18 protein-coding genes and 1 tRNA gene are annotated in these 22,500 nt (G+C 74.5%); 12 read left to right on the top strand and 7 right to left on the bottom strand.

Features of this window, described 5'->3' with window-relative positions:
* Positions 1-219: 219 nt before the first annotated feature.
* The 5 genes from GOBS_RS19905 to ilvC all read left to right on the top strand — a co-directional run bounded on the left by GOBS_RS19905 (position 220) and on the right by ilvC (position 9,416).
* On the top strand, positions 220-2,820 hold the full coding sequence (locus GOBS_RS19905) for a putative bifunctional diguanylate cyclase/phosphodiesterase (protein ID WP_166487470.1): 2,601 nt from the start codon (positions 220-222) through the stop codon (positions 2,818-2,820).
* Complete coding sequence (locus GOBS_RS25740) at positions 2,820-5,501, top strand: putative bifunctional diguanylate cyclase/phosphodiesterase (protein WP_012950064.1); 2,682 nt, start codon at positions 2,820-2,822, stop codon at positions 5,499-5,501. The genes GOBS_RS19905 and GOBS_RS25740 overlap by 1 nt, the downstream gene beginning before the upstream one ends.
* 296 nt (positions 5,502-5,797) lie before the next feature.
* Positions 5,798-7,669 carry an acetolactate synthase large subunit gene (locus tag GOBS_RS19895; RefSeq protein WP_012950063.1) on the top strand — a complete coding sequence of 624 codons (1,872 nt, stop codon included), beginning with the start codon at positions 5,798-5,800 and terminating at the stop codon, positions 7,667-7,669.
* Between the two features lie 95 nt (positions 7,670-7,764).
* The gene (gene ilvN, locus GOBS_RS19890) at positions 7,765-8,292 is read left to right on the top strand and encodes an acetolactate synthase small subunit (protein ID WP_012950062.1); all 528 of its coding nucleotides are present in this window, start codon (positions 7,765-7,767) and stop codon (positions 8,290-8,292) included.
* Positions 8,293-8,387: 95 nt separating this feature from the next.
* The gene (ilvC, locus tag GOBS_RS19885; RefSeq protein WP_012950061.1) at positions 8,388-9,416 is read left to right on the top strand and encodes a ketol-acid reductoisomerase; all 1,029 of its coding nucleotides are present in this window, start codon (positions 8,388-8,390) and stop codon (positions 9,414-9,416) included.
* 111 nt (positions 9,417-9,527) lie between these two features.
* Here the strand turns inward: ilvC and GOBS_RS19880 are convergent, their stop codons facing one another.
* On the bottom strand, positions 9,528-9,941 hold the full coding sequence (locus tag GOBS_RS19880; protein WP_012950060.1) for a hypothetical protein: 414 nt from the start codon (positions 9,939-9,941) through the stop codon (positions 9,528-9,530).
* 20 nt (positions 9,942-9,961) lie between these two features.
* Positions 9,962-10,750, bottom strand: coding sequence for a hypothetical protein (locus GOBS_RS25735; protein WP_166487469.1), 789 nt, complete (start codon positions 10,748-10,750; stop codon positions 9,962-9,964).
* A 183-nt stretch (positions 10,751-10,933) separates the two neighbouring features.
* On the opposite strand from GOBS_RS25735, the gene serA reads away from it, so the two are divergent.
* The 3 genes from serA (at position 10,934) to cimA (ending at position 15,605) form a co-directional block, all read left to right on the top strand.
* Complete coding sequence (gene serA, locus GOBS_RS19870) at positions 10,934-12,535, top strand: phosphoglycerate dehydrogenase (RefSeq protein ID WP_012950058.1); 1,602 nt, start codon at positions 10,934-10,936, stop codon at positions 12,533-12,535.
* 16 nt (positions 12,536-12,551) lie between these two features.
* Complete coding sequence (locus GOBS_RS19865; RefSeq protein WP_012950057.1) at positions 12,552-13,574, top strand: 3-isopropylmalate dehydrogenase; 1,023 nt, start codon at positions 12,552-12,554, stop codon at positions 13,572-13,574.
* A 456-nt stretch (positions 13,575-14,030) separates the two neighbouring features.
* Positions 14,031-15,605 (top strand): citramalate synthase, encoded by a 1,575-nt coding sequence (cimA, locus tag GOBS_RS19860; protein WP_012950056.1) that lies wholly within the window; start codon positions 14,031-14,033, stop codon positions 15,603-15,605.
* A 92-nt stretch (positions 15,606-15,697) separates the two neighbouring features.
* Here cimA and GOBS_RS19855 read toward each other — a convergent pair whose 3' ends face one another.
* The 5 genes from GOBS_RS19855 to GOBS_RS19835 form a co-directional block, all read right to left on the bottom strand.
* Positions 15,698-16,108: a hypothetical protein gene (locus tag GOBS_RS19855; RefSeq protein ID WP_012950055.1), complete on the bottom strand. Its 411-nt coding sequence runs from the start codon at positions 16,106-16,108 to the stop codon at positions 15,698-15,700.
* A gap of 79 nt (positions 16,109-16,187) precedes the next feature.
* Positions 16,188-16,841 (bottom strand): response regulator, encoded by a 654-nt coding sequence (locus GOBS_RS19850; RefSeq protein ID WP_012950054.1) that lies wholly within the window; start codon positions 16,839-16,841, stop codon positions 16,188-16,190.
* The gene (locus tag GOBS_RS19845) at positions 16,838-17,956 is read right to left on the bottom strand and encodes a sensor histidine kinase (RefSeq protein ID WP_012950053.1); all 1,119 of its coding nucleotides are present in this window, start codon (positions 17,954-17,956) and stop codon (positions 16,838-16,840) included. The genes GOBS_RS19850 and GOBS_RS19845 overlap by 4 nt, the downstream gene beginning before the upstream one ends.
* A gap of 88 nt (positions 17,957-18,044) precedes the next feature.
* Complete coding sequence (locus GOBS_RS19840) at positions 18,045-18,374, bottom strand: putative quinol monooxygenase (protein WP_012950052.1); 330 nt, start codon at positions 18,372-18,374, stop codon at positions 18,045-18,047.
* 25 nt (positions 18,375-18,399) lie between these two features.
* Positions 18,400-18,780 carry a VOC family protein gene (locus tag GOBS_RS19835; protein WP_012950051.1) on the bottom strand — a complete coding sequence of 127 codons (381 nt, stop codon included), beginning with the start codon at positions 18,778-18,780 and terminating at the stop codon, positions 18,400-18,402.
* Between the two features lie 60 nt (positions 18,781-18,840).
* On the opposite strand from GOBS_RS19835, the gene GOBS_RS19830 reads away from it, so the two are divergent.
* The 4 genes from GOBS_RS19830 to GOBS_RS19810 all read left to right on the top strand — a co-directional run bounded on the left by GOBS_RS19830 (position 18,841) and on the right by GOBS_RS19810 (position 22,476).
* Positions 18,841-19,653: a fumarylacetoacetate hydrolase family protein gene (locus tag GOBS_RS19830; RefSeq protein ID WP_012950050.1), complete on the top strand. Its 813-nt coding sequence runs from the start codon at positions 18,841-18,843 to the stop codon at positions 19,651-19,653.
* On the top strand, positions 19,650-21,155 hold the full coding sequence (gltX, locus tag GOBS_RS19825; protein ID WP_012950049.1) for a glutamate--tRNA ligase: 1,506 nt from the start codon (positions 19,650-19,652) through the stop codon (positions 21,153-21,155). Before GOBS_RS19830 ends, gltX begins: the two co-directional genes overlap by 4 nt.
* A gap of 4 nt (positions 21,156-21,159) precedes the next feature.
* Positions 21,160-22,419 carry a CPBP family intramembrane glutamic endopeptidase gene (locus GOBS_RS26575; RefSeq protein WP_012950048.1) on the top strand — a complete coding sequence of 420 codons (1,260 nt, stop codon included), beginning with the start codon at positions 21,160-21,162 and terminating at the stop codon, positions 22,417-22,419.
* Positions 22,405-22,476: transfer RNA gene (locus GOBS_RS19810), tRNA-Gln, on the top strand. The genes GOBS_RS26575 and GOBS_RS19810 overlap by 15 nt, the downstream gene beginning before the upstream one ends.
* The last annotated feature ends 24 nt before the right edge of the window (positions 22,477-22,500 follow it).

Raw genomic sequence — 22,500 nt, 5'->3', positions numbered from 1 at the left:
ACCGCTGGATGAAGGACCCCGTCGCTCCCACCCCCGCAGGCTCGGGGTGAGTCTCCGGACGGGGCCTGCGGGGCCCTGGAGGGCCGATCCGGCACGTCATCGGGCGGGGGGCCGTCCCTCGGAGGGGTGAGGGCAGTGCCCTCCCGGGTGTCGCGGCTCCGGCCGCCTGCCGACTGAGCAGGTGTGCAGAAGCTGAGGTGGTGGCTCCTCGGGAGCGTCGTGCCCGTGGGTTCCGCCTGCGCGGTGTCCGCGGGTACGTCCGGCCCGGGACGCCTCGGCGACCTGGCGCTCGGCGCACTCGGCATCGCCACCGCGGTCGTGCTCTGGACCGCCGGCCGGTCCGCGCAGTCCGGGTGGCGGGGCTGGCGGCTGTTCGCCCTGGCCCCGCTGATGCCGGTGGTCGGCCTGCTCGCGGTCACCGTCGCGGCACCGGACTCCCCGCTGGAGCAGGTGGCCCTGCGCTGGCTGCCCACCGTCCCCGGTTACGTGATCGCCGTCGTCGGCATCCTCACCCTCGTCGCCCCCTCGCGGCTGCGCGGTGGCCCCCGCCCGGCCGTCGAGCTCGCACTCTTCCTCATCGCCTGCGTGCTGGTCGTGCAGGTGCTGGTGCTCGGTCCCGACCTCAGCTGGCTGGACCTCGACCCGAGCGGGCGCGCCGTCCTCGCGGCGGCCGTCGTCGTCACCTCGGCCACGGTGGCTGCCGCCGTCCTGCTCCTCGGCGTCATCGAGAGCCGCCGCCAGCCCATGGCGCTGGTGCTGCTGGCCGCGACGGCGCTGCTCGCCCCCGGCCGGGCGCTGGGCACGTCGGCGATGCTGACGGGGGAGGAGGCCGTCGGCGACGTCGGCCGGTTCCTCGTCGCCGCCGGGCTGGTGCTGCTCGGTGCCGCCGTCCTGCTGGACCCGGGCCCGTGCCCGGAGACCCGCCCGCAGCCGCACACCGGGCGGTCCACCCACCTGCGCCAGCTCCTCCCGCACCTGGCCATGACGGTCGCCTGCTTCGGCGCGGCCGCGGTGTCGCTGACCGGCCACCGGATCAGCCCGGTGATCGCAGTCGGCGGCTCGCTGTGCGCCGTCCTGGCCGTGCTGCACCGCTGGCTGACCGCCCGCGAGGAGCAGCACCTGGGCACCCGGCTGCGGCGCAGCGAGGCCTACTTCCGCTCCCTCGTCGCCACCAGCAGCGACGCCGTGCTCATCCTCGACGGCGACCTGCGGGTGACCTGGTCCTCGCCGACCCTGGGGACGACGCTCGGCGCCGCCGACGCCGTCCCGGCGGGTGCCGACCTGCTCGAGCTGGTGCACCCCGACGACGCGCTGTCGCTAGCCCGTGCCCTGCAGCCCGCGGCCGGCGCCTCCGCGCCCGCCGGTGTGCTGCGGCTGCGGCTGCGGCACACCGACGGCGGCTGGCGGCACCTGGAGGCCGGCGTCTCGGACCTGCGCTCGGACACCGTGGTGGGCGCCGTCGTCCTGCACTGCCGCGACACCACCGAGCGGGTCGCGCGGGAGCAGGTGCTGGAGCAGGTCGCGTTCACCGACCCGGTCACCGGGCTGCCCAACCGGGCTGGCTGCGAGCGCCTGCTCGAGCAGGCGCTGGGCGCCGACGAGCCGGGCTGCCGCAGCCTGCTGCTCATCGAGCTGGACGGCCTGGACGCGGTGCGCGAGGACGCCGGCCGCGACGTCGTCACCGAGGTGCTGGTGGAGGTCGGCAGGCGGCTGCGGGCCACCGTGCGCAGCTCCGACGCGGTCACCCGGGTGGGGGGCGGCGCCTTCGCCGTCCTGGCCGAGGGCACGCTGCAGGCCGTGGACCTGCTGGCCGACCGCTGCCTGTCGGTGATCGAGCAGCCGCTGGACACCGGTGCCGGGGTCTTCGACGTCAGCGCCGCCATCGGCGTGGTCGACCTCGGTGCCGCCGAGTCGGTGCCCGACCTGCTGACCCGCGCCGAGCTCGCCGTCCGGGCGGCGGGCGCCGCCGGCACCGGCACCGCGCTGCGGTACCGGCCGGCGCTCGGCAGTGCCGCCGAGCGGCGGGCCCGCCTGCGCGAGGACCTGCCCGGTGCCTGGGACCGCGGCGAGCTGTCGGTGCTGTTCCAGCCGGTGGTCTCGCTGGGCGAGCGGCGGGTGACCGGCGTGGAGGCGCTGCTGCGCTGGCAGCACCCGGAGCTCGGTGAGGTGCCCCCGGCGGAGTTCGTGCCGATCGCGGAGCGTGCCGGGGTGATCGGCGAGCTGCAGCGCTGGGCGCTCACGCACGCCGCCGCGGCCGTCCTGACCCTGCCGTGCACCGGTGCGCCGCTGCGGCTGGGGGTCAACATCTCCGCCTCGCACGTCGCCGCGCGCACCCTGGTACGCGACGTCGCCGCGGTGCTGCAGTCGACCGGGCTGGCGCCCGAGCGGCTGATCCTGGAGATCACCGAGGCGACGCTCATGTCCGAGGGCGAGCACGTGGCCGTCGACATTGAGGCGCTGCGGCTCATGGGCGTCCACGTGGCGCTCGACGACTTCGGCACCGGCCGCTCCTCGCTGGCCCACCTGACCCGGCTGCCGATCGACGTGCTCAAGCTCGACCACGCCTTCGTGCTGCGGGTCGACCGCGACCCCAAGGCGCGAGCGCTGTGCGAGTCCGTCGTCTCGATCGCCGGCGCCCTGGGCCTGGACGTCGTGGCCGAGGGCGTGGAGACGCCGGCCCAGCTCGGCGCGCTGCGCGCCGCGGGCTGCGGCTTCGCCCAGGGCTTCCTGCTGGCCCGCCCGATGCGCCCGCGGGAGCTGGTCGACGTGCTCGACAACGGCGCCGGTCAGCTGTGGCCGGGTCTCGTGGCATCCCGCTGATGCCTGCCGTCCGCTCGTCCGGCCCGGTCCTCGGGCTGCTCGGGGCGCTCGCCGCCGCCACCGCGGCCCTGGAGCTGACCGGGTCCCCGCTCGCCCCCGCGCTCGTCCCCGCCTGCCTGGCCCTCGGGTCCGGCGCGACGGCGGTCGTGGCGCAGCGCGGGGCGGCCCGGCTGCCCGGCCGGTCCGCGCGGCCGTGGCGGGCGATCGCGCTGGCCACCGCGCTGCTGGCGCTCGGGCAGGTGCTGGCCACCGTGCGTTCCGGGGCGCACCTGGAGTTCGGTGGCGCCGAGGACGTGCCGATGCTGCTGGCGGTCCCGGTCGCCGTCCTCGCCGCGATGCGGCTGCTGCCCCCGCGGTCGCGCCGGTGGCCGGGCTCGCGGGCGGTGCTCGACGGCGCCATCGCCACGCTCGCCGTCGCCGTGCTCGGCCACGTGCTGCTGGCCGCCCTGCTCGCCGGTGTGCAGGGCACGGCCGACGGGCTGATCGCGGTCGGCTACCCGGCGGTGGGCGCGGTGCTCGTCGGGGTCGGGCTGGTCACCTGCACCGCGGTCCGCGGCGCGCGCCGGACGGCCGCGGTCTGGCTGCTGGCCGCCTCGGTCGCGATGGCCGTGGTCGCGGTGGGCGGTGCGCTCGGCCGGACGCTGGGCAGCACCGCCGACACCGTCGCCACCGAGCAGGCCTGGCTGGCCATGCTCGCCGCGAGCGTGCTGGCCGTGCGGTCCGACCCCGGGGAGCCGGCCACGCCCGACCACGACCGGCCGATCGTCCCGCTGCGCGGCCTGGTGCTGGCCTCGGGCGTCGCGTCCGGCGTCCTGCTGCTGCTCCTCGCCGGCGTGCTGGCCGGGCGCCCGCTGGACCCGGTCGAGGCCGCCGGGGGAGCGGCGCTGGTCGCGACCACCTCGCTGCGCACCGCGCTGTGGGCGGCCGACGGCTACCGGCTCACCCGGCGCCTGGTGCGCACCGAGGGCTACTTCCGCGCGCTGGTGCACAGCGGGGACGCGGTCACCCTCGTGCTCGACGGCGCCGGCCGGATCGGCTGGGCGTCGGGCGCCGTGGAGGCCCAGCTGGGCTGGACCGACCGCGAGCTCACCGGGCGGCTGCTCGCCCAGCTGCTCGACGACGGCGACCGCGACCTGGTCGCCCGGGTCGCGCAGGCGGTGCGCGGCGGCACCACGGTCGGCCTGCTGCCGGCGACCGTGCGGCTGCGGACCCGCGACGGCAGCCGCCGTGACGTCGACGTCACCGGCGCCGCCTCCGCCCCGGCCGCCGTGTCGGGCCCAGGCGGCCGCACCGGGCTGGTCCTGCACCTGCGGGACGTCACCGACCGCAGCAGGAGCCGGCGCGAGCTGGAGCGGATGGCGTACACCGACTTCCTCACCGGGCTGCCCAACCGCGCCCGCCTCATGGCCGCGCTCGGCGAGGTCTCGACCGCAGCGGCCCCCGGTTGCCTGCTGCTGGTGGACCTCGACGGCTTCAAGACGGTCAACGACGTCGCCGGGCACGACGCCGGCGACCGGCTGCTCTGCGAGGTGGCCGAGACGCTGCGCTCGGCCGCGCGGGAGGACGACGTCGTGGCCCGGCTCGGCGGCGACGAGTTCGCCCTCCTCGTGCGGGCCGGCCGGGACGAGGCCACCGTGTTCGCCGAGCGGCTGGTCGTGCTGCTCGACCGCGACCACCGGCCGCCGGCCCCGGACGGCAGCGCCCGCGGCGGGCTGGTGCTGCCGGTCTCCGGCAGCGTCGGCGTGGCCGAGCTGCGCGCCGGCGAGGACCCCGCCGAGGCGGTCCGCCGCGCCGACCTGGCGCTGCGGGCGGCCAAGGCCGCCGGCAAGAACTGCGTCCGCACCACCGGCGAGGCGCTGGACCGGGTGGTCGACCGGCGCGCCCGGCTGGCCCGGGACCTGCCCGACGCGATCGTCGACGGCGGCCTGTCGCTGGCCCTGCAGCCCATCGTGGGCGTGGAGGAGGGCCGCGTCCTCGGCCTGGAGGCCCTGGTGCGCTGGCGGCACCCGGAACTGGGCGACGTCCCGCCGGAGGAGTTCGTCGGGGTGGCCGAGGACGAGGGCCTCGTCGTCCCGCTGCAGCGCTGGGTCCTCGGGGCCGCGACCGCCGCGCTCGCGCCGCTGCTGGCGCAGGGGCGCGACCTGGAGCTCGGTGTGAACGTCTCCGTCCGGCACCTGCAGGCCGGCTGCCTGGCCGCCGACGTCGCCCGGGCCCTCGCCGCCTCCGGCGTGCCGGCCTCCCGGCTGATGCTGGAGATCACCGAGTCGGTGCTCGTCGAGGCCGAGGACCGGGTCGAACGCGAGCTCGCCGCGCTCCGCGAGGCCGGCTGCATGATCTCGATCGACGACTTCGGCAAGGGCCACTCCACCCTCGCCCGGCTCTCACGGCTGCCCGTCGACGTCCTGAAGATGGACCGCGACTTCGTGGCCCACATCGAGGACGACCCGCGCACCGCGGCCGTCGTCGCCAGCGTCGTGGAGCTCGGCCGCACCCTGGGCCTGGACGTCGTCGCCGAGGGCGTGGAGACCCCCGGGCAGCTGTCGGTGCTGCGCGGACTGGGCTGCCGGTTCCTGCAGGGGTACCTGCTCGGTCGCCCGGTGCCCACCGCGGACCTGCCGGCGGTGCTGGCCGCGCCCTACGCGGGCGTGCTCGACGGCGACCGGCTGCCGTCCCAGGTCTGACGACACGCTGTCCCGCGGGATGGGACGGCGCGGTTGACGACCCGGCTGGTCGAGGCGCACAGTGGCTGCGTGCGTCCGGCGTGCCTGCTCCTCGTAGTCGCCTAGCGCGTCGGTCCTCCCGACCGACGCGCTGACCCCTCTGTGCCCGCAGGCACGAGGGGTCTTTCGTTTGCGGGCCCCGACCTCCCTCCCGACGGCCGCCGGCCCGCGCCGCAGGCACCCGCGCCGCACACCGCACGGCCCCGTCCAGGGGCGCCCCGCAGTAGGCCATGACACAGGCACCGCCAGGAGACGCCATGACCAGCACCACCCCGAGTGGGTCCGCCACCCGTGAGGCCGCCGAGGCACTGACCGGGGTCGAGACCACCGCCCGCTCGGTCGAGGAGGCCGCCGCCGAGCCGCTCACCGGCCTCACCGGGGCGCAGAGCCTCGTGCGGTCGCTCGAGGCGGTCGGCGTCGAGGTGGTCTTCGGCATCCCGGGCGGCGCGATCCTGCCCGCCTACGACCCGCTGTTCGACTCGCGGGTCCGTCACGTGCTGGTCCGCCACGAGCAGGGCGCCGGGCACGCCGCGCAGGGCTACGCCTCGGCCACCGGGCGGGTCGGCGTCTGCATCGCCACCTCGGGCCCGGGTGCGACCAACCTGGTGACCCCGCTGGCCGACGCCTACATGGACTCGGTCCCGATCGTGGCGATCACCGGCCAGGTCCCGACGGCCGCGATCGGCACGGACGCCTTCCAGGAGGCGGACATCCGCGGCATCACGATGCCGATCACCAAGCACAACTTCCTGGTCACCGACGCCCGCGAGATCCCGCAGCGGATCGCCGAGGCCTTCCACCTGGCCTCGACCGGCCGGCCCGGCCCGGTGCTCGTCGACATCCCCAAGGACGTCCTGCAGGCGACGACCGACTTCTCCTGGCCGCCGCGGCTGGACCTGCCCGGCTACAAGCCCACCACCCGCCCGCACGGCAAGCAGGTCCGCGAGGCCGCCACGCTGATCGCCGCCGCCCGCCGTCCGGTGCTCTACGTCGGTGGCGGCGTCCTCAAGGCCCAGGCCACCGCGGAGCTGGCCGAGCTGGTCGAGCTCACCGGCGCCCCGGTGGTCACCACCCTGATGGCCCGCGGCGCGTTCCCCGACAGCCACCCGCAGAACCTGGGCATGCCGGGCATGCACGGCAACGTCACCGCGGTGACCGCACTGCAGAAGGCCGACCTGATCGTCGCCCTCGGCGCCCGGTTCGACGACCGGGTCACCGGCCAGCTCTCCACGTTCGCGCCGCACGCGAAGGTGGTGCACGCCGACATCGACCCGGCCGAGATCGGCAAGAACCGCAAGGCCGACGTCCCGATCGTCGGCGACGCGCGGGAGACCATCGCCGAGCTCCTCCCGGCGCTGCGGGCCGAGCACGAGGCCGGCCGCACCCCCGACCTCACCACCTGGTGGGCGCAGCTCGACGACTGGCGGACGCGCTACCCGCTCGGCTACGACTGGCCCGAGGACGGCTCGCTGTCCCCGCAGTACGTGATCGAGCGGCTGGGGGCGATCGCCGGGCCCGACGCGGTCTACGCCTCCGGCGTCGGCCAGCACCAGATGTGGGCCGCCCAGTTCGTCAAGTACGAGAAGCCGGGCACCTGGCTCAACAGCGGCGGCCTCGGCACGATGGGCTACGCCGTCCCCGCGGCGATGGGCGCCAAGTACGGCTGCCCCGACACCACCGTCTGGGCCATCGACGGCGACGGCTGCTTCCAGATGACCAACCAGGAGCTCGCCACCTGCGCCATCGAGGGCATCCCGATCAAGGTCGCCCTCATCAACAACGGCAACCTCGGCATGGTGCGGCAGTGGCAGACCCTCTTCTACGAGGGCCGCTACTCCAACACCAAGCTGCACCCGGTGGACGCCGAGGGCCGACCCAAGGCGGTGCGCATCCCCGACTTCGTGGCCCTGGCCGAGGCGCTGGGCTGCGTCGGCCTGCGCTGCGAGTCCAAGGACGACGTCGACGCGGTGATCGAGAAGGCCATGGCGATCGACGACGCCCCGGTGGTCATCGACTTCGTCGTCGGCGCCGACGCCCAGGTGTGGCCGATGGTCGCTGCGGGCGCCAGCAACGACGACATCCTGGCCGCGCGCGGCCTGCGCCCGGTCTTCGGCGACGGACAGGTGTAAGGACCCCCGTTCCCCCCACCCCTCGCTCCGCTCGGGGCGGGCCCCTGAACGGGGGCCGTCACGGTGCCGGTCGATCCGAAAGGTCACCTCCCCCCATGTCACGCCACACGCTGTCGGTGCTGGTCGAGAACAAGTCCGGTGTGCTGGCCCGCGTCTCGGCGCTGTTCAGCCGCCGCGCGTTCAACATCGAGTCGCTCGCCGTCGGGCCGACGGAGAACCCCGACCTGTCCCGCATGACGATCGTCGTGGACGCGGAGAGTCAGCCGCTGGAGCAGATCACCAAGCAGCTGAACAAGCTCATCGAGGTCATCAAGATCGTCGAGCTGGACTCCGCCGCGGCCGTCCAGCGGGAGCTGCTGCTGGTCAAGGTCCGCGCGCCGATGGCCGACCGCACGCAGGTGCTGCAGACCGCCGAGCTGTTCCGGGCCCACGTCGTGGACGTCAACACCGACACCGTGACCCTGGAGGCGACCGGCACGCCGGACAAGCTCCAGGCCCTGCTCGCCGTCCTGGCCCCGCTGGGCATCAAGGAGATGGCGCAGTCGGGCACGGTCGCCCTGGGGCGGGGTCCGCGCTCGATGAGCGGCGCCGGTACCTTGCGCCCGGTCGAGCGCACCGGATAAGGACCCCTCTCCCCCTCACCCCTCGCAAGCTCGGGGCGAGCCTCTGGAGAGGGGCCGCCCCGCCCCCGCACCGAACCGAAGGGACGAACCACCGCATGGCCGCCGAGATCTTCTACGACGACGACGCCGACCTGTCGATCATCCAGGGGCGCACCGTCGCCGTCCTGGGCTACGGCAGCCAGGGGCACGCGCACGCCCTGTCGCTGCGCGACTCGGGGGTCGACGTCCGCGTCGGCCTGCCCGAGGGCAGCAAGAGCCGCGCCAAGGCCGAGGCCGAGGGCCTGCGGGTCGTGACGCCGGCCGAGGCGGCCGCCGAGGCCGACCTGATCATGATCCTCGTTCCGGACCACGTGCAGCGGAGGCTGTACGCGGAGGCGGTCGAGCCCAACCTGCAGGACGGCGACGCGCTGTTCTTCGCCCACGGGTTCAACATCCGGTTCGGCTACATCAAGCCCCCGGCCGGCGTCGACGTCGCCATGGTCGCCCCCAAGGGCCCCGGCCACCTGGTGCGCCGCGAGTTCGAGAACGGCAAGGGCGTGCCGGCGCTCGTCGCCGTCGAGCAGGACGCCACCGGGCAGGCGCTGCAGCTGGCGCTGTCCTACGCCAAGGCCATCGGCGGCGCCCGCGCCGGCGTCATCAGGACGACCTTCGCCGAGGAGACCGAGACCGACCTGTTCGGCGAGCAGGCCGTGCTGTGCGGTGGCGCCAGCGCGCTGATCACCGCCGGGTTCGAGACCCTCACCGAGGCCGGCTACCAGCCCGAGATCGCCTACTTCGAGTGCCTGCACGAGCTGAAGCTGATCGTCGACCTCATGTACGAGGGCGGCATCGCCAAGCAGCGCTGGTCGGTCTCCGACACCGCCGAGTACGGCGACTACACCTCCGGGCCGAAGGTCATCGACCAGCACGTCAAGGACGCCATGAAGGACGTCCTGGCCCGGATCAAGGACGGCTCCTGGGCCGCGGAGTTCATCGCCGATCAGGACGCCGGCGCGCCGGACTTCAAGCGCCGCCGCGCCGAGGCCGAGGCGCACCCGATCGAGGAGACCGGGCGCAAGCTGCGCGGCCTGATGAGCTGGGTGTCGGCGTCCGACGACTACACCGGCACCGCCGCGCGGGGCTGAGAGAGGCCCCCTGGCCCCCGCCACTCGCACGCTCGCGGCGGGACCCTGCAGGGGGCCGGACGAGGGGCCCCTGCTGCCGGCCGGCAGCAGGGGCCTTCCCGTTCCCGGGACTCAGCCGTCGCGGTGCGCGGCGAACCACTCGCGGGACGGCGCCTGCAGCAGCAGCACCACGGCGCCGACGGCGAGCAGCAGGAGCAGCGCGGGCAGGAGGCTCACGCCCTGACCCTGCAGGACGCCGACGACGAGGCCGACCAGGGCGACGACCCCAGTGACCACCGAGGCGGCGACCAGGGGCCGGCGGCCGCGGCCCCGGAGGACCCAGACGGCACCCCAGAGGCACGCCGCCGTCAGCGCGAGGTACAGGACGCCGAACAGCGCCAGCAGGCCCGACTCGGCGCTGAACGTGAAGGACACCAGCGCCACCAGGAACAGCAGCGTGGCCTCGGCGAAGCCCGCGACACCCGCCATGAGGACGTGCGGCGGCCGCTGCGGCACTCCGGCCCCGGGGCGACCGGTCGCGGACACGGGGCGCTCTCCTCCGGGCATCAGCGGGCGGCCCGCCGGGCGCGGTGCGCGGCGTAGAACTGCGCGGCCGGCCGCAGGCAGAGCAGCACGACGATCGCCAGGGCCGCGAGGAAGACCAGCAGGGAGAACACGACCTCGCCCCCACCCACCTCGCCGGCGGCGACCTCGGAGAGGACGGCGAGCAGGAACAACCCGGTGACCGCCACGGCGATCGCCCCGCCCACCAGCAGCAGCACGCGGCTGCGCCCGGTCAGCGCGCGCACCGAACCCCAGATCATGAGCGCCGTCCAGACGAGGGCGAGCACCCCGAAGCCGATCCCGAAGAGCAACGCGAAGTCGGTGACCTCGCCGAGCTCGCTGGGGTCGACGTCGCTCAGGGTGGGGTCACTGGCGACGACGTCCTCGAGGACGGTCCCGAGCAGCGCCCCGCCGAGGAGCAGGCCGACGGTCATCAGCGCGCCGAACGCGCTGAAGACGAAGCCGAGCACCGCGGCCACCACCACCGGCGTGGGCCGGGCCGGCACCGCTGTCTGGCCGTACGGCCCGTACAGCTGCCCGTACTGGCCGCCGTGCTGCCCGTACTGATCCTGGGGCGGGTACTGGCCGTAGCCGCCCGGCTGGCCGTACTGCGGGTACCCGGACTGGACCTGCGGCTGGCCCTGGCCGTAGGGGGAGGGCTGGTACTGCTGGCCCCCGTACGGCTGCCCCTGCTGCCCGCCCGACCCGTACTGCGGCGGCTGCCCGTACTGCTGCGGGGGCTGGTACCGCGGGTCGGTGCCGGAGCCGTGCTCGTCGTCGTGGGTGCTCATGGTCCCCTCCGTCAGCGCCGGCATCCGCCGACCGTTCGCGGCCAGGACGACGGCCTGGTCGTGCGCCAGGATGTCGGCCCGTCCGCACCCGGGCAAGCGACCCCACCCCTCCGGCGGGGGGTCCCGGGGACGGGGCGGGGTGGTCGGCCCCGCGGCGGGCGGTCGTCCCTAGGCTGTGCTCCCGTGACCACGACTGCGCCCGTCGTCCTGATCGCCGAGGAACTAGCCCCCAGCGTGCTGGAGGTACTGGGGCGCGACGTCGAGATCCGGCACGTCGACGGCGCCGACCGCGCCGCCCTGCTGCCGGCGCTGGCCGACGCTTCCGCGGTGATGATCCGCAGCGCCACGCAGATCGACGCCGAGGCGCTGGCCGCCGCTCCGAACCTCAAGGTGGTCGCCCGGGCCGGCATCGGCCTGGACAACGTCGACGTGCCCGCGGCCACCGAGCGCGGCGTTCTGGTCGTCAACGCGCCGACGTCGAACATCGTCAGCGCGGCCGAGCACGCGGTGGCGCTGCTGCTGGCGGCCGCCCGGCACATCCCGGCCGCCGACGCGTCGCTGCGCGAGGGCACCTGGAAGCGCTCGAAGTTCACCGGCGTCGAGGTGACCGACAAGGTCGTCGGCGTGGTCGGGCTGGGCCGGATCGGCCAGCTGGTCGCCCAGCGGCTGGCCGCCTTCGGCGTCACGCTGATCGCCTACGACCCCTACATCCAGCCGGGCCGGGCCGCGCAGCTCGGCGTCCGCATGGTGTCGCTGGAGGAGCTGCTCCGCGAGGCGGACTTCATCACGATCCACCTGCCCAAGACGCCGGAGACCCTGGGCCTCATCGGCGTGGCCGAGCTGGCCACCACCAAGCGCGGCGTGATCATCGTCAACGCCGCCCGTGGCGGGCTGGTCGACGAGGCGGCGCTGGCCGAGGCGCTGGCGTCGGGCCAGGTCGGCGCCGCCGGCATCGACGTCTACGCCACGGAGCCGTGCACCGACAGCCCGCTGTTCGGGCTGGCCAACACCGTCGTCACCCCGCACCTGGGCGCCTCGACGACGGAGGCGCAGGACAAGGCCGGCACCGCGGTGGCGCACTCGGTGCGGCTGGCGCTGCAGGGCGAGTTCGTGCCGGATGCGGTGAACGTCCAGGCCGGCGGGGTCGTCGCCGAGGACGTCCGCCCCGGCCTGCCCCTGGCCGAGAAGCTCGGCCGCGTGTTCACCGCCGTCGCCGGCGGGCTGGCCCAGTCGGTCACCGTCGACGTCCGCGGCAGGATCGCCGAGTTCGACGACTCGGTCCTGCAGCTCGCCGTCCTCAGGGGCGTCTTCTCCGAGGTCGTGGCGGAGCAGGTCACCTACGTCAACGCCCCGCTGTTCGCCGACCAGCGCGGCCTGGAGGTCGCGCTCACCACCGACGTGGAGAGCCCCGACTACCGCAACCTGATCCGCGTCCGCGGCGCGATGTCCGACGGCACCGAGGTGACCGTCTCGGGCACCCTCTTCGGCAAGAACCAGGTGCCCAAGCTGGTCGAGGTCAACGGCTTCGACATGGACCTGGACGCAGCGGGCTACCTGCTCTTCTTCGTCTACACCGACCGGCCCGGCGTCGTCGGCACGGTCGGCGCGGCACTGGGCGAGGCCGGCATCAACATCGCCGGCGCGCAGGTCAGCCGCACCACCCGCGGTGGCGAGGCGCTCATGGCGGTGACCGTCGACAGCCCGGTTCCGGCCGAGCTGCTCGGCGACATCGCGGGCCGGATCGGCGCGCGTGAGGCCCGCTCCGCGGACCTCACCCCCCGCTGACCTAGGGTCGGTGCCCATGCGCCTGGCAGTGATCCCTGGAGACGGCATCGGCCCGGAGGTGGTGGCCGAGGGCCTCAAGGTCCTCCGCGCGGTCGCTCCCGACGTCGAGAGCACCCCCTACGACCTCGGCGCGTCGCGGTGGCAGCGCACCGGTGAGCTGCTGCCCGACACGGTGCTCGACGAGCTGCGCCGGCACGACGCGATCCTGCTGGGCGCCATCGGCGACCCGAGCGTCCCGCCGGGCATCCTCGAGCGCGGGCTGCTGCTGCGGCTGCGCTTCGAGCTCGACCACCACGTCAACCTGCGCCCGGCCCGCCTCTTCGACGGCGTCCGCAGCCCGCTGGCCGCCCCCGGCGCCATCGACATGCTCTGCGTGCGCGAGGGCACCGAAGGGCCCTACGTCGGCAACGGCGGCGTGCTGCGCCGCGACACCCCGCACGAGGTGGCCACCGAGGTCAGCCTGAACACGGCGTTCGGCGTCGAGCGGGTCGTCCGCTACGCGTTCGAGCGGGCCCTGGCCCGGCCGCGCCGGCACCTGACGCTGATCCACAAGACCAACGTGCTCACCCACGCCGGGTCGCTGTGGTCGCGGACGGTCGAGGAGGTCTCCGCGGAGTTCCCCGAGGTCACCGTCGCCTACCAGCACGTCGACGCGGCCTCGATGTTCTTCGTGACCGACCCGGGCCGCTTCGACGTCATCGTCACCGACAACCTCTTCGGCGACATCGTCACCGACCTGGCCGCGGCCGTCACCGGCGGCATCGGGCTGGCCGCCAGCGGCAACCTCGACGCCTCGGGCACGAACCCGAGCATGTTCGAGCCGGTGCACGGCTCGGCGCCGGACATCGCCGGGAAGGGCGTCGCCGACCCGACGGCCACGGTGCTGTCAGTGGGGCTGCTGCTCGATCACCTCGGCCGCGCCGACCAGGCCCGCAAGGTCAACGCCGCGGTGGCCTTCGACCTCTCCACCCGCGACCCGGAGGCCCAGGTCCGCACCGAGGACGTCGGCGACCGGCTCGCCGCGCTCACCGGCGGCTGAAAAAGGACCACCCTTCCCCCCGCGCCTCGCAGGCTCGGCGCGGGCCCCTGAAGGGTGGCCGCCCGTCCTCCCCACCCTTCACAAGCTCAGGGCGGGCCCCTGGACGGGGGCCGCTCCATCACCTCACCGGGCTCGGCGCGGGCCCCTGAAGGGTGGCCGCTCGTCCCCCCACCCTTCGCGGGCTCAGGGCGGGGGCCGTTCCATCACCTCACCGGGTTCGGGCTGGGTCCCTGTACGGGGCCTGCGGACTCCTGACCGGTGGCCGCCCGCCGTCCCGCCGTGTACGCGCCTGCCGGGGACGGCGGGGCGCGTGCTTCACTGGAGGGCGATGTCGCCCACCCGCACGATCATCATCGCCTAGCGCGCAGTCCACTCCCCGGACCGCGCGCAGACCTCCCGTTCCCGGGGGGTCTTTCTCGTGTCTGGGGCAGTTCCGCCGTCCCCCTGGAGGACACCGTGCCGACCAGCACCGACTTCCACGTCTTCGACACCACGCTGCGCGACGGCGCCCAGCGCGAGGGCGTGAGCTACTCCGTCGCCGACAAGCTGGCCGTCGCCCGGCTGCTCGACGAGATCGGCGTCGGCTTCATCGAGGGCGGCTGGCCGGGCGCGCTGCCCAAGGACACCGAGTTCTTCGCCCGCGCCCGCACCGAGCTCAAGCTCCGGCACGCCCAGCTGGTCGCGTTCGGTTCGACCCGCAAGGCCGGCGTCCGGGTCGAGGACGACCCGCAGGTGCGCGCGCTGCTCGACGCGGAGACACCGGTGGTCTGCCTGGTCGCCAAGTCCGACGTCCGGCACGTGCGCGAGGCGCTGCGGACCACCCTCGAGGAGAACCTGGCGATGGTGCGCGACACCGTCGCCTTCCTCGTCGGCCACGGCCGGCGGGTCTTCGTCGACTGCGAGCACTTCTTCGACGGGTACGCCGCCGACCCCGACCACGGCGTCGAGGTGCTGCGGACGGCGTTCGCCGCCGGCGCCGAGGTCGGCGTCCTGTGCGACACCAACGGCGGCATGCTGCCGATGGGGGTGGGCCGGGTCGTCGCCGACGTGCGCGCGCGGGTCGAGGGCAAGCTGGGCATCCACTGCCAGGACGACACCGGCTGCGCCGTCGCCAACTCGCTGGCCGCCGTGGAGGCCGGCGTCACCCACGTGCAGGGGACGGCGAACGGCTACGGCGAGCGCGCCGGCAACGCCGATACCTTCTCCCTGATCGGCAACCTGGTCACGAAGATGGATCTGCCGGTCGTGCCGGCCGAGTGCCTGCCCGAGCTGCAGCGGGTCAGCCACGCCATCGCGGAGCTGGCCAACATCGCGCCGGACGACCACCAGCCGTTCGTCGGGGCGTCCGCGTTCGCGCACAAGGCCGGGCTGCACGCCAGCGCCATCAAGGTCAGCCCGGAGCTCTACAACCACCTCGACCCGGCGGTCGTGGGCAACGACATGCGCATCCTCGTCACCGAGATGGCCGGCCGGGCGTCGGTGGAGCTCAAGGGCCGCGAGCTCGGCGTCGACCTCGACGGGCACGCCGACGTCATCGGCCGGGTGGTCGACCGGGTCAAGGTGCTGGAGGCCGACGGCTGGTCGTTCGAGGCCGCCGACGCCTCCTTCGAGCTGCTGCTGCGCGCCGAGCTGCCCGACGCACCGCCGCCGCTGTTCGAGCTGGAGAGCTACCGGACCTCCGTCGAGCACTGGGGCAACGGCGACGTGGTCAGCGAGGCCACCGTGAAGGTGCACGTCGACGGCGAGCGGATCATCTCGACCGGCGAGGGCAACGGCCCGGTCAACGCCCTGGACAACGCGCTGCGCCAGGCGCTGGTCAGCCGGTACCCGCAGCTGGCCGACGTCTCGCTGGCCGACTACAAGGTGCGCATCCTGGGCTGGAAGGGCGGCTCCGGCGCCACGACCCGGGTGCTCATCGACAGCACCGACGGGGTGGGGGAGTGGACCACCGTCGGCGTCCACGACAACATCGTCGAGGCCTCCTGGCACGCCCTGGTCGACGCGCTCACCTACGCCGTCCGCAACCGGTAGTCGGAGCCGGTCGGGCTCGTGACCGGCTGTTGCGCGGAGGGGGACGTGTCCGGGGCCCCGGACACGTCCCCTCTCCGCGCAACGGCGCTCGGTCAGCAACCGGCGTACTCGTCCAGGCGCCACCACATCGCCAGCGCCATGGCGGGGAGCATCAGCACGTGCCCGGCGGTGAACAGGAACGAGCCGGACACCGCGCCCGCCCAGTAGGGCACCAGCAGGACGGCGAACGGCACGTACATCGCCGCGGACATCTCCACGATCGCCGGCCACGAGTGACCGCGGAAGCGCATCCAGGCGGCCATCGCGACGGCCATGTTGGTGGCCATGACCACGGCGTGCACGTCGACCCGGTCGTCCACGCCGGGCCAGAGCAGGGCCTCCAGCGGACCCAGGACCACCATCCCGACCACCATCGCGACGACCATCTCGAGGTAGTGGCGGACGAGGTGCCAGGTGCGCCGGCCGCGGCTGTGCGTGTGCTGGGGAGGGGTCTGCGTCGTCATGCGACAGAGGGTCGGACGCCGCGCCGTCCCTGCCAGGTGTCGGAGGTCACGGTCGCCGGTCACCTCTCGGCATGACCCCTCAGAGCAGGTCGAGGGCCCGGGCGCGCAGCGCCGCCTGGGTGCGGTCCCGGGCGCCCAGCTTGCCCAGCACGTTCGTCACGTGGTTCTTGACCGTGCCCTCGGCCAGAAACAGTGCCGTCGCGATCTCCCGGTTGCTGCGCCCGTCGGCGAGCAGCCGGAGGACGTCGAGCTCGCGGTCGGACAGCGGCACGACCAGCGGCTGCGGCCGGGACCGCGGGGCGTCGTCCAGCTGGGCGAAGCGGGCCACCACCTTGGCGGCGACCGACGGCTGGAGCACCGACTCACCGCGCGCGGCGGCCTGCACCGCCTCGACCAGGCGGTCGGCGGAGACGTCCTTGAGCAGGTAGCCCAGCGCGCCTGCTCGCAGCGCGGCGAAGACGTCCTCGTCGTCGTCGAAGGTCGTCAGCGCCAGCACCCGCACACCGGGCTGCTCGACCCTGAGCCGCCGGGTCGCGGCGATCCCGTCGAGCACCGGCATGTGCAGGTCCATGAGGACGACGTCGGGCGCCAGCGCGGCCGCCCGCTCCAGCGCCTGGTGCCCGTCGCCGGCCTCGCCGACCACCTCGACCTCCGGCCGGGCGTCCAGCAGCGTCCCCAGCGCCTCGCGGAACAGCGCCTGGTCGTCGACCAGCAGCACCCGGACGGCGCTCACCCCGGCACCTCGACCAGCAGCTCGGTGCCCCCGCCCGGAACCGACGCCACGCTCAGCTGCCCGCCGGCGCGCGCCGCCCGCTCCTGCAGCCCGACCAGGCCGAAGCCGCCCGGGTACGGGCCGTGCCCACCGGCCGGCAGGCCGCGGCCGTCGTCCCGCACCCGCAGCCGCACCGTCCCGTCGTCGCCGTAGGTCAGGGTCACCCGCGCGGAGCTGGCCGTCGCGTGCTTGCCGACGTTGGTCAACCCCTCCTGCGCCGACCGGAAGAGGGACTCCTCGGCCTCGGCGGGCAGCGGCCGCTCGGTCCCGACGACCTCCAGCGGCGCCGGGACGCCGGCCGCGGAGAACTCCGCGGTGAGGGCCTCGAGCGCGACGCGCAGCGGCGGCGCGGTCCGGGGTCCGCGCAGCGCGGCCACCGACCGCCGCACCTCGGCCAGCGCGTCGCTGGCCTGCTGCTGTGCCTTGGCCAGGACGGCGTCGGCGCGCTCGGGGTCGGACGACAGCTGCGCGCGGGCGGCCTGCACCTGCATCTGCACGACCGTCAGGTGGTGACCGAGGCCGTCGTGGATGTCGCGCGCCAGCCGGTTGCGCTCCCGCGTGGTCGCCAGCTCCTCGGCCTGGGCGGCGTACCCGCGCAGCTGCTCGTTGGCCTCGGCCAGCTCGACCCGGGCCCGCTGCTCGCGCTGCAGCAGCGCGGTGACGACCGCGGTGAACACCGCGGCGCCGAGCAGCCCCAGGCCGTTGCGCGCGAAGTCCGCCCACCCCATACCCAGGTGCAACAGCGGGACCAGGGCGGTGACGGCGGCGGCGGCGGGCAGCGGCAGGAGCAGCACGCTCTGCGCGACGAGCACGAGCAGCAGCAGCGTCGCCCCGACACCGGCGTGCGCCGCCCAGAACAGCAGCACGCCGAGCGGCAGCTGCAGGCAGACGTGGCCGGCGGTCAGCCAGTACCGGCGCGGCGCCGGCTGACCGGCCAGCCAGGGGAGCGCGACGAGCGCGTGCGCCGCATACGTCGTGCCGAGGGCGACCGCGAGCAGCGGGTGCGGGTCGTCGGTCGCCTCCACGACGACGGTCAGCAGCGCGAGGCACGTCAGCACCGCGAGAGCGCGGGTCACGTGATCACTCTCGCAGGTGTTCCGCCGGTTGCGCGGGGAACGACGCATCCGAGACCGGGACGGGTCACCCTCCGCGCAACGGCGTGGGTCAGCTCCGGGGCTTGACCTCACCCATGGGGCCGAAGCCGCTGACCTCCGGGGCGTCGATGTAGATGATCTGCGGCTGCTCGGCGACCAGGTCGGACATCCAGTCGAAGGCGGCCTTGGCGTGCGGGGTGGCCACGTGCGAGGCGCCGGCCTCGGAGTCCCGGAAGCCCTCGATGCAGACGAAGGTGTTGGGGTCCTCGACGCTGCGCGACCACTCGAAGAACAGGCTGCCCTCCTCGGCGTTCACCGCCCGGGCGTACTCGTCGGCGTGGGTCCGGAACTCGTCGATGCGGTCGGGGCGGACGGGCATCTTGATGACGATCAGGATCATGTCGGTCTCCTCTGTCAGAACTCGTTCACAGTGGGTCCAGGCGGCGGCCCAGCAGGCAGAACTCGTTGCCCTCCGGGTCGGCCGGCACGTGGAAGCTCTCGTCGCCGGACTGGCCGACGTCCGCAGGGGTGGCCCCCAGCGCGAGCAGCCGTGCCAGCTCGGCGTCCTGGTCGCGGTCGGTGGGACTGACGTCGACGTGCAGCCGCACCTTGCCCGGTGTCGGCTCGGCCACCGGCGCGGAGACGATCGTCGGCGCCGGGCCGCCGAAGCCGGCCGCGGGGCCGATCTCCACGCCGCCGTCCTCCTCCCGACCGAGGACCTCGTACCCGAGGACCTCCGCCCAGAAGGCCGCCAGCGACTCCGGGTCCCGGCTGTCCACGACGAGCTCCGGGAAACGGCAGGCCATGGGGGCACGCTAGGTCCTCCTCGGCACGGTCGCGCGGAGAACGCCGACTAGCCTCGGAGCGTGCGCATCGTCCGCTTCGCCTCGCCCTCGGGCATGTCCTTCGGTGTCCTCGACGGCGACGGCCAGGTCGCCCAGATCGAGGGCCACCCGTTCGGGACCATCTCCGTCACCGGTCAGCGCTACGCCCAGGCCGACGTCCGGCTGCTCTCGCCGATCCTGCCGAGCAAGGTGGTGGCCGTCGGCAAGAACTACACGGCGCACGTCGAGGAGATGGGCACCGGCGACGCCCCGTCACAGCCGCTGCTGTTCCTCAAGCCGTCGACGACGGTCATCGGCCCGGGCGACGCCATCCGCATCCCGCCGGGTAGCACCAACGTGCACCACGAGGTCGAGCTGGCCGTGGTCATCGGCGCCCGCGGTGCCCGCCACGTCACCCCGGAGCAGGCGCTGGGCAGCGTGTTCGGCTACACGATCGCCAACGACGTCACCGAGCGGGACATGCAGAAGGGCGACGGGCAGTGGACCCGCGCGAAGGGCTTCGACTCCTTCTGCCCGCTGGGCCCGTGGATCGAGAGCGACCTCGCCGGCCTCGGCAAGGACCCCGCCGACCTCGAGGTCACCTGCACGGTGGACGGCGAGCTGCGCCAGTCCGGCCGCACCAGCCAGCTGCTGTTCGGCATCCCGACGCTGGTCTCCTACATCTCGCAGGTGATGACCCTGCTGCCCGGCGACGTGGTGCTCACCGGTACCCCGGCGGGCGTCGGGCCGATCCGGCCCGGCCAGCGGGTCGAGTGCGCCATCGAGGGCCTGGGGTCCCTGGTCAACGGCGTCAGCGGCGCCGACACCGCCTCCACCGCGGGCGGCCTGCGGTGACCGCGACCGGCCTCCCGCCCTCCGCCCCGACGACGACCCGCACCCGGTTCTGCCCCTCGCCGACGGGCACGGTGCACGTCGGCCTGCTCCGGACGGCGCTGTTCAACTGGGCGCACGCCCGCCACACCGGCGGCACGTTCGTCTTCCGCATCGAGGACACCGACGCCTCCCGCGACTCCGAGGAGTCCTACCGGCACCTGCTCGACAGCCTGCGCTGGCTGGGCCTGGAGTGGGACGAGGGCCCGGAGGTCGGCGGTCCGCACGGGCCCTACCGGCAGTCCGAGCGGCACGAGGTCTACCGCGAGGTCGCCCAGGAGCTGCTGGCGTCGGGGCACGCCTACGAGTCCTTCTCCACCAACGAGGAGGTCGAGGCCCGCCGGCTGGCCGCGGGGCAGGACCCGAAGCTCGGCTACGACAACGCCGACCGCTTCCTGACCGACGAGCAGAAGGCGGCCCTCCGCGCCGAGGGCCGCGAGCCGGTGCTGCGGCTGCGGATGCCGGACGAGGACCTCACCTGGACCGACCTGGTCCGCGGGGAGATCCGCTTCGCCGCCGGCTCGGTGCCCGACTTCGTCATCGTCCGGGCCAACGGGGCGCCGCTCTACCCGTTCGTCAACCCGGTGGACGACGCCCTGATGGGCATCACCGACGTCCTGCGCGGCGAGGACCTGCTGCCCTCCACGCCACGGCAGCTGGCGCTCTACGCCGCGCTGACCGACATCGGCGTGGCCTCCGGCGCGCCGCGCTTCGGCCACCTGCCCTACGTGACCGGCGAGGGCAACAAGAAGCTGTCCAAGCGCGATCCGCAGTCCAACGTCGACGTGTACCGCGAGCGCGGCTTCGTCCCGCAGGGGTTCGCCAACTACCTGGCGCTGCTGGGCTGGTCGATCGCCGAGGACCGCGACGTCTTCTCGATGGCCGAGATGGTCGAGGCCTTCGACATCACGCGGGTCAGCGCGAACCCGGCCCGCTTCGACCTCAAGAAGGCCGAGGCGATCAACGCCAGTCACCTGCGCGCGCTGCCGGAGGAGGAGTTCACCGCGCGGGTCGTGCCGTTCCTCGCCCGCGCCGGACTGGTCAGCGAGCCGCCGACGGCCGAGCAGCGACGCGTCCTCGACGCCATCGCCCCGCTGGCCCAGGAGCGCATGATCGTCCTCTCCGACGCCGTGGGCCTGCTCGGCTTCCTGTTCGTCGACGACGTGGAGATCGACCCGGCGGCCGCGGCCAAGCAGCTGGCCGGCCAGGAGGCGGCGGAGGTGCTCGACGCCGCGGCGACCGCCCTGCGCGAGCTGCCCGACTGGACCACCGCCGACATCGAGGCGGCGCTCAAGGAGGCGCTCGTCGAGGGACTGGGCCGCAAGCCACGCCAGGCGTTCGGCCCGGTGCGCGTCGCGGTCAGCGGACGCACGGTGTCGCCGCCGCTGTACGAGTCCATCGAGCTGCTCGGCCGGGAGCGCACCCTGGCCCGCCTCACCGCGGCCCGGGCCGCCGTCCCCGGGTGACCCGGTGAGCGCAGCGGTCCCGCCGGGCTGGCCCGCGGCGGACGAGGAGCCCTACCGGGGGCCGCCGCCGACCGGGCCCTACGGTGCGCCGCCGTACGTCCCCGGGGCGCTGCGCGGCGTGCACGCGCCGCCCGCCACGGGAGTGGTGGCCGGACCGGTCCCGTGGCCGCTCGGGCCGGTGCCGCTGCAGCCGGGACCGCACACGGCCCCGCCGTGGGGTCCCCCGCCCGGGATGCGGTGGGAGCCGGCGCCGGGCACCCCCCCGCACGACACGCCGGTCGAGTTCCTGCAGGCCATGCGCAGCCGCAGCTGGCGCTGGTGGCGGCCGCTGCTGGGCCTGCTGCTGTTCACGGCCGTCTACCTCGTCGCGACCCTGGTGGTGATCCTGGCCGGGTTCGCCGTCGGGGCCTTCCCCGACCCCACCGCGATCGACCCGACCGACCTCACCGACCCCACCCTGCTGCTGCTCACCAACCTCTCGCTGATCGTCGCGATCCCCTGCGTGTGGCTGGCCTGGGTCGCCGCCCACGGCATGCGCCCCGGCTGGTCGTCGTCGGTGGTCGCCCGGCTGCGCTGGCGGCTGCTGCTGCCGTTCACGCTGCTGTCGCTGCCCACGCTCGTGCTCGGCCTCCTGCTCAGCGTCCTGCTGGGCTTCCTCGCCGGGGACTGGGAGGCCACCGGCCCGGTGGCCGGCTTCGGGTGGCTGCTGCTCGTCGTGCTGCTGACCACGCCGCTGCAGTCGGCCGCGGAGGAGTACTTGTTCCGCGGCTACCTGAGCCAGGCGATCGCCGCGTGGGTGGGCCGGCCGCAGGCGGGTGCCGTGGTCGCCGGGGTGCTGACCGCTGCCCTGTTCTCGGCCGCCCACCTGCCGCCCGACGTCTGGACGTTCCTGGACCGGTTCGCGTTCGGGCTGGCCGCCTCGGCCGTCGTCTGGCTGACCGGAGGGCTCGAGGCGGCGATCGTGCTGCACGCGGCCAACAACGTCGTGGTCTTCCTCCTGGCCGGCTGGCTGGGGGAGGGGGTGGCCACCGAGTCCGTCCCGGCCGGCACCGGCGTCCTCGTGGTGCTCGTCGACCTGCTCGCCATGGCCGCGTACGTCGCCCTGGTCGCCCGCTCCCGCCTCCGGCTGCAGCCGGAGGTGCTGAGTGCCGCGTTCGACCTGCGACCACCGTCACCGAGGGGGGTGTCCTGGCCGCCTCCGGTCATCGGGTATGGTCTTGTCCAGCGCCGCGAGGCGCAGCACGGCCCTTGGGGTATGGGGTAATTGGCAGCCCGACGGTTTCTGGTTCCGTTAGTCTAGGTTCGAGTCCTGGTACCCCAGCGAGGAAGCTGTCTGCCTGGAGAC

Origin of the sequence: Geodermatophilus obscurus DSM 43160 (genome assembly GCF_000025345.1) — a bacterium.
GTDB classification, from domain to species: Bacteria; Actinomycetota; Actinomycetes; order Mycobacteriales; family Geodermatophilaceae; genus Geodermatophilus; species Geodermatophilus obscurus.
Note: the sequence above shows the minus strand (reverse complement) of the source record. Positions and strands in the feature narration are given on the sequence as shown.

Bases quoted from the DNA above. Each gene is read 5' to 3' on its own strand.
- GOBS_RS25740 (WP_012950064.1), top strand. From the start codon at position 2,820: ATGCCTGCCGTCCGCTCGTCCGGCCCGGTCCTCGGGCTGCTCGGGGCG.
- GOBS_RS19895 (WP_012950063.1), top strand. From the start codon at position 5,798: ATGACCAGCACCACCCCGAGTGGGTCCGCCACCCGTGAGGCCGCCGAG.
- ilvN (WP_012950062.1), top strand. From the start codon at position 7,765: ATGTCACGCCACACGCTGTCGGTGCTGGTCGAGAACAAGTCCGGTGTG.
- ilvC (WP_012950061.1), top strand. From the start codon at position 8,388: ATGGCCGCCGAGATCTTCTACGACGACGACGCCGACCTGTCGATCATC.
- GOBS_RS25735 (WP_166487469.1), bottom strand. From the start codon at position 10,750: ATGAGCACCCACGACGACGAGCACGGCTCCGGCACCGACCCGCGGTAC.
- GOBS_RS19865 (WP_012950057.1), top strand. From the start codon at position 12,552: ATGCGCCTGGCAGTGATCCCTGGAGACGGCATCGGCCCGGAGGTGGTG.
- GOBS_RS19855 (WP_012950055.1), bottom strand. From the start codon at position 16,108: ATGACGACGCAGACCCCTCCCCAGCACACGCACAGCCGCGGCCGGCGC.
- GOBS_RS19840 (WP_012950052.1), bottom strand. From the start codon at position 18,374: ATGATCCTGATCGTCATCAAGATGCCCGTCCGCCCCGACCGCATCGAC.
- GOBS_RS19835 (WP_012950051.1), bottom strand. From the start codon at position 18,780: ATGGCCTGCCGTTTCCCGGAGCTCGTCGTGGACAGCCGGGACCCGGAG.